Raw genomic sequence first — 4810 nt, 5'->3', positions numbered from 1 at the left:
GCGCATCAGCGCCACTGGCCGCAGCGGCATGCGGTCGGTGCCGGCATAGGTGATCTTGCCGGTGATGCCCTCGAAATCCTTGAGGCCGGCGATGGCGTCGCGGATCGCCTTCGGGTCGTCGGAGCCGGCCGTCTTGACCGCCTGGTCGAGGATCAGGCCGATCTCGTAGCCATTGACCTCATAGGTCGATTCCGGCGCATGGCCGGCATATTTGGTGAAGGCGGCGTTGAAGGCTTCGAGCTTGCTGCCCGGCTCGGCATAGCCGGCCGCGGTGTAGACGACGCCGTCGACCAATTTGCCGAGCGCCTTGATGGTCGGCGTACCGATGGCATCGGCTCCATAGACCGGGATGGTGACGCCGGCGCCGCGCAATTGCTGGATGAAGGCTGGGAAATCGGGCTCATAGGCCGCCGTCATGATCAGGTCGGGCTTATCGGCCAAGCCCTTGATGTTGGTGATCTCGGCGGAAAAGTCGGGCTGGCCCATGCTGAAAGTGCCGCGGCCGACAATGGTGCCGCCCTTCTTCTCGAACACCTTGCCGAAATATTCCGGCAGATTGGCGGTGTAGGTGGAGTCCGGCGAGGTCAGCAGGAACACCTTCTTCTTGCCTTCGGAGACGGCGAAGTCGGCAACCGCCGTCGCCTGTACATTGTCGGCGGGATAGGTGCCGAACATGACATCGCCGACCGCGCCGGTGAGCACCGGGGCGGAGCCGCACAGCGTCAGGGTCGGAATGCCGAGAGGCTGGGTCAGCTGGCCGGCGGAAATCGAGGGATCGGCATCGCACGGCGTGATCATGATCTTGGCGCCGGCATCGATCAGCTCCTGCGCGACCGTGGCGGTCTGCGCGGTGTCGGAGCGGGTGTCCTTGATCAGCAGCTTGACGGTGTATTTGCCGCCGAACCCGCCCTTGGCGTTGAGTTCGTCGAGCGACATGCGCAGGCCGGCAAGTGCCGGCTGGTCGTAAGGGGCAAGACCGCCTGTCTGCGCGGTCGCGGCACCGATGATGATCTCCTCGGCGCTGGCCGTCGAAATGGTGGCGATGCCGAACACGGCAGCGCAGAAGGCGGCGCGATGGAGGCGATAGAGGCTTGGCATGTCGGTTCTCCTTCTGGATTTTTGTCGTTGGTCGTTGCGGTCTATGCGGTCTGGTTTTCAGGCGTTGCGGTCTTGGCGAGCGCCGTGCGGCTGCCGAGATAGGCGGCGATCACGGCGGGGTTCTTCTGAACGTCGCCCGGCGTGCCGTCGGCGATGACGCGGCCATGATCGATGACGACAATGCGTTCGCACAGGTTCATCACCAGCCTCATGTCGTGCTCGATCAGGACGACGCCGATGCGGCGCTCGGTGCGGACTGTCGAGAGGATGGAAACCAGTTCGGCGGTCTCGACGGCGTTCATGCCGGCGGCCGGCTCGTCCAGCAGCAGGAAGCGCGGCTTCAACGCCAGCGCACGTGCCACTTCCAACCGGCGTCGCTGGCCATAGGCAAGCCTGGCGGCCGGCTGATCGGCAAATCTCTCCAGCCCCATGCGCGCAAGTTCACCCATTGCCGCCGCCTCGGCATGGACGAGATCAGGCTCTACCTGGCGTGCGGCGACGACGACGTTTTCCAGCACCGTCATGTGCGGGAAGACGCGGATGTTCTGGAAGGTGCGGGCAACGCCGGAGCGCGCGAAGCGGAAGGCAGAAGCCTGCCGCACCGCGCCACCCACCGACACGGTACCGGCACTTGGCTTGACATCACCGGCCAGCATGTTGAGCAGCGTCGTCTTGCCGGCGCCATTGGGGCCGATGATACCGGTGATGCTGTCCGTTTCGAAACTCAGGCTGACGTCGTCGACAGCAACGACGCCGGCATAACGGCGCGACAGACGCTCGGCGGAGAGCCGGTCACTCTCGACACGCTGCGGAGGTGCCGCCGAAGCCGTCACGGCCTGACGTCCGGGCCGGCGCAGCAGGTTCAGCTCACGCTCGCCGAACAGGCCGGTCGGGCGTCGCCAGATGACCAGGATCATGGCGATGGCAAGCACGCCCTGGGTCAAGCCGAACAGGACAGGCAGATGCAGGCTGAGCACTTCGCCGCCGCCTTCGAAGCGGCGTACCACTTCGACCAAAACGATGGTGACGATGACGCCGGCGAAAGCGCCGAGCGACGAGGTCATGCCGCCGACGATCAGCATGGCAAGCATGGTGAAGCCCAGGTCGAAATAGAAATCGCGCGGTGAAAACGCACCCAGAAACTGCGCCATCATGGCGCCGGCAGCCATGGCGGCGACGACACCCGCCACCCAGGCGGCCAGACGCGCCGTGCGTTGGTCGACGCCGACGGCGGCCGCACCACGCTCGTCATTGGCGGCGGCTCGGCTGGCAAGGCCGAAAGAGGTTTCGCGAAACAGCCTCGCCGCCACCAGCGCCACCGAAGCGACTGCGGCAGCGGTCCACAGCCCGACCTCACGCGGCACGCCGTAGAAAGGCTGGCTGCCGCGGGTGATCTCGCGCCCGGCGACCAGCAGCGTGTAGACGATGATCAGCATGGCCAGCGTGGCGATCGAGGCGCTCGATCCGGAAAGCCTTAGCAGCGGCGCACCGGTCAGCAGGCCGACGACGACCGCCAGAGCCAGGACGATGGCCAGCGCTGCGACGAAGGAGAGTTGATGGCCGGCGAGGAATTGCGGCAGGTCGCGCAGCGCCGTTCGCTGCAGTGCCGTCGGCATGGTGAGGATGCCTGTCGCATAGGCGCCGAGGCCGACAAAGGCCGCCTGGCCGAACGAGACGATGCCGCTGTTGCCGGAGAATATCTGCAGGCCGAGCACCGCCGTCAGCATGATCGCGGCATAGGTGACGACGCGTTGCATGGCGGCGCCGCCGAAGATGAAGGCGGCAAGCGCCACCAGCAACAGCACCGCGACCATGCACAGGGCATCGGCCGTGGCGTTGCGGAACGCGGCCGGCATGAAGCCGGAACTCTTGCTCTCGCTCGTCGTCACCGACGCCATCACGCGGCCCTGAAGCGATCGGGTGAAAACGGGGCCAGGATCGGTTGCGCGCCTTGGGTGACCAGCTTGGCCACCGCCTCGCCGACTGCCGGCCCGGTCTTGAAGCCGTGGCCGGAAGACCCCGCCGAAACGACCAGCCCTTCGACATCAGGCATGGCGCCGATGACCGGCAGATCGTCGGGGCTCATGTCGTAGAGACCGGCATAGCCCGGCCGGATGCCAAGCTCGGCCATGGCCGGCACGCGGCTGGCGAAGGTCTCCAGGATCTCGACCGATTCCTGCTCCTCGACACCTTCCATGTAATCATCGGGATTTTCGACGAAGCGTGGACGGCCTGCATGTTCGTGGCGCAGGCCGGTGCCGCCGCCGGCCCAGGTCCCGGCGAGGATGACGCCGTCATTGTCTGGCCGCGCATAGTTGCAGGAAATGTCGTCGCACCAGGCGAACGGCATGACCTGCCTTGCCTTGCCGGCAGCGTCGAGCACGGCCATCGGATGGCGCTCGACATGCAGCGGCAGATCGAGGCCGACCGTCGCCAGCAGCCGGCGCGTCCACGGCCCGGCGGCCAGGACGACGGTATCGGCCTCCAGCATCGTTCCATCGGTCAAGATGACACCCGTGATGCGGTCGCCCTGCCGCTGGAGGCTCTCGACCAACGTGTTCTGCATGATCCTGGCACCACTGGCGCGGGCGGCACGGGCAATAGCATTGGTGGCGCCGAAGGCATCGGCATAGCCATACTCGGGTTCCCACAGCGCCAGCGCGACATTGTCCAGGGCAAAGCCCGGTGCGGCATCGGCAAAGGCCTGCGGCGACAATGTCTTGATGCGCGCGCCCTCGCCGCGGATGCGTTCGGCTGCCGACGTCCAGCTCGCCTTGTTGTCGTTGCCGCAGACCCACATCATGCCGATTTCGGTGACAAAGGATCCTTCGCCCGCGATTTCGGGCAGCGACACCAGGATCTCTCGGCCACGGATGGATAGCTGCGACAGTTCCGGCATCAGGTAGAAGGCGTGCAGCAGCGCCGACGATTTGCCCGACGGGCCGCCGGCGGGATGGGTCTGCTCGACCAGCGTGACCTTCACACCGGCTTTGGCCAGATCATAGGCCGCGCTCGATCCGACAATACCGGCACCGACGACGATGACGTCGCTTCCATTTCGCATGGCTGTTCCCCACAGTCTCTTGGCTGCTTTTCGACAAGGTAGGGCCAGCGATCGCGCAATGTCAACATCTCTTCATTGTTGACCGATATTTAAATCTCTGTAATAAACTCGACAAAACAAGAGAACACGGATTCCGGGGAGGCCCATGGCGATACGCGATGTTCTGATGCGCGGGGATCTTGCGCTGACGCCGTCGGAGGAGAAGATCGTTCGACTGCTGTTGACGGACTATCCGACCTCCGGCCTCGGCACCGCCTCATCGCTCGCCCGGCGCGCTGGCGTCAGCGATCCAACCGTGGTGCGGCTGGTGATGAAGCTCGGCTATGAAGGGTTTCCGGATTTCCAGGCGAGGCTTCTGGCCGAAGTCGAGGCAAGACTGCACTCGCCGCTGCTGATGATGGAGGCCAAGCGGCAGAGCGGTTCCAACGACAGCGCCGTGCTGGCCTATCTCGATAGCGTCACCACGGCCTTGCAGAAAGCCACCGCCGCGACACCCGTCCAGACTTACGAGCGGGCGGCCCGCTTGCTGATGGAGGCCAAGGGCGAGATCGTGATGGTTGGCGGCCGGTTCAGCCGCCACATCGCCGGCATGCTGGCCGGCTATCTCGTGCAGTTCCGCTCCGGGGTTCGCGATCTCGGCGTGCTCTC

At 65.4% G+C, this 4810-nt stretch carries 3 protein-coding genes and 1 pseudogene; 1 reads left to right on the top strand and 3 read right to left on the bottom strand.

Annotated elements, in window-relative coordinates:
- From EN969_RS17235 to EN969_RS17225, 3 genes are all read right to left on the bottom strand, one after another.
- A partial coding sequence (locus EN969_RS17235) for an ABC transporter substrate-binding protein (protein ID WP_127419263.1) occupies positions 1-1098 on the bottom strand: 1098 nt, incomplete at its 3' end.
- 41 nt (positions 1099-1139) lie between these two features.
- Positions 1140-2996 (bottom strand): branched-chain amino acid ABC transporter ATP-binding protein/permease, encoded by a 1857-nt coding sequence (locus EN969_RS17230; RefSeq protein WP_063170111.1) that lies wholly within the window; start codon positions 2994-2996, stop codon positions 1140-1142.
- A complete protein-coding gene (locus tag EN969_RS17225) occupies positions 2996-4162 on the bottom strand; it encodes an FAD-binding oxidoreductase (RefSeq protein ID WP_063170110.1) in 1167 nt (388 codons plus the stop codon). The genes EN969_RS17230 and EN969_RS17225 overlap by 1 nt, the downstream gene beginning before the upstream one ends.
- 145 nt (positions 4163-4307) lie before the next feature.
- Between EN969_RS17225 and EN969_RS17220 the strand changes: the two are divergent.
- Positions 4308-4810, top strand: a pseudogene (locus tag EN969_RS17220) (MurR/RpiR family transcriptional regulator); the annotation flags it as partial.

It is taken from the genome of Mesorhizobium sp. M7A.F.Ca.CA.003.01.2.1, assembly GCF_003998945.1.
Lineage (GTDB): Bacteria > Pseudomonadota > Alphaproteobacteria > Rhizobiales > Rhizobiaceae > Mesorhizobium > Mesorhizobium ciceri.
The sequence above is the reverse complement of the archived record's forward strand: the minus strand, read 5'-3'. Positions and strand labels throughout refer to the sequence as shown.

Bases quoted from the DNA above. Each gene is read 5' to 3' on its own strand.
- EN969_RS17225 (WP_063170110.1), bottom strand. From the start codon at position 4,162: ATGCGAAATGGAAGCGACGTCATCGTCGTCGGTGCCGGTATTGTCGGA.
- EN969_RS17230 (WP_063170111.1), bottom strand. From the start codon at position 2,996: ATGGCGTCGGTGACGACGAGCGAGAGCAAGAGTTCCGGCTTCATGCCG.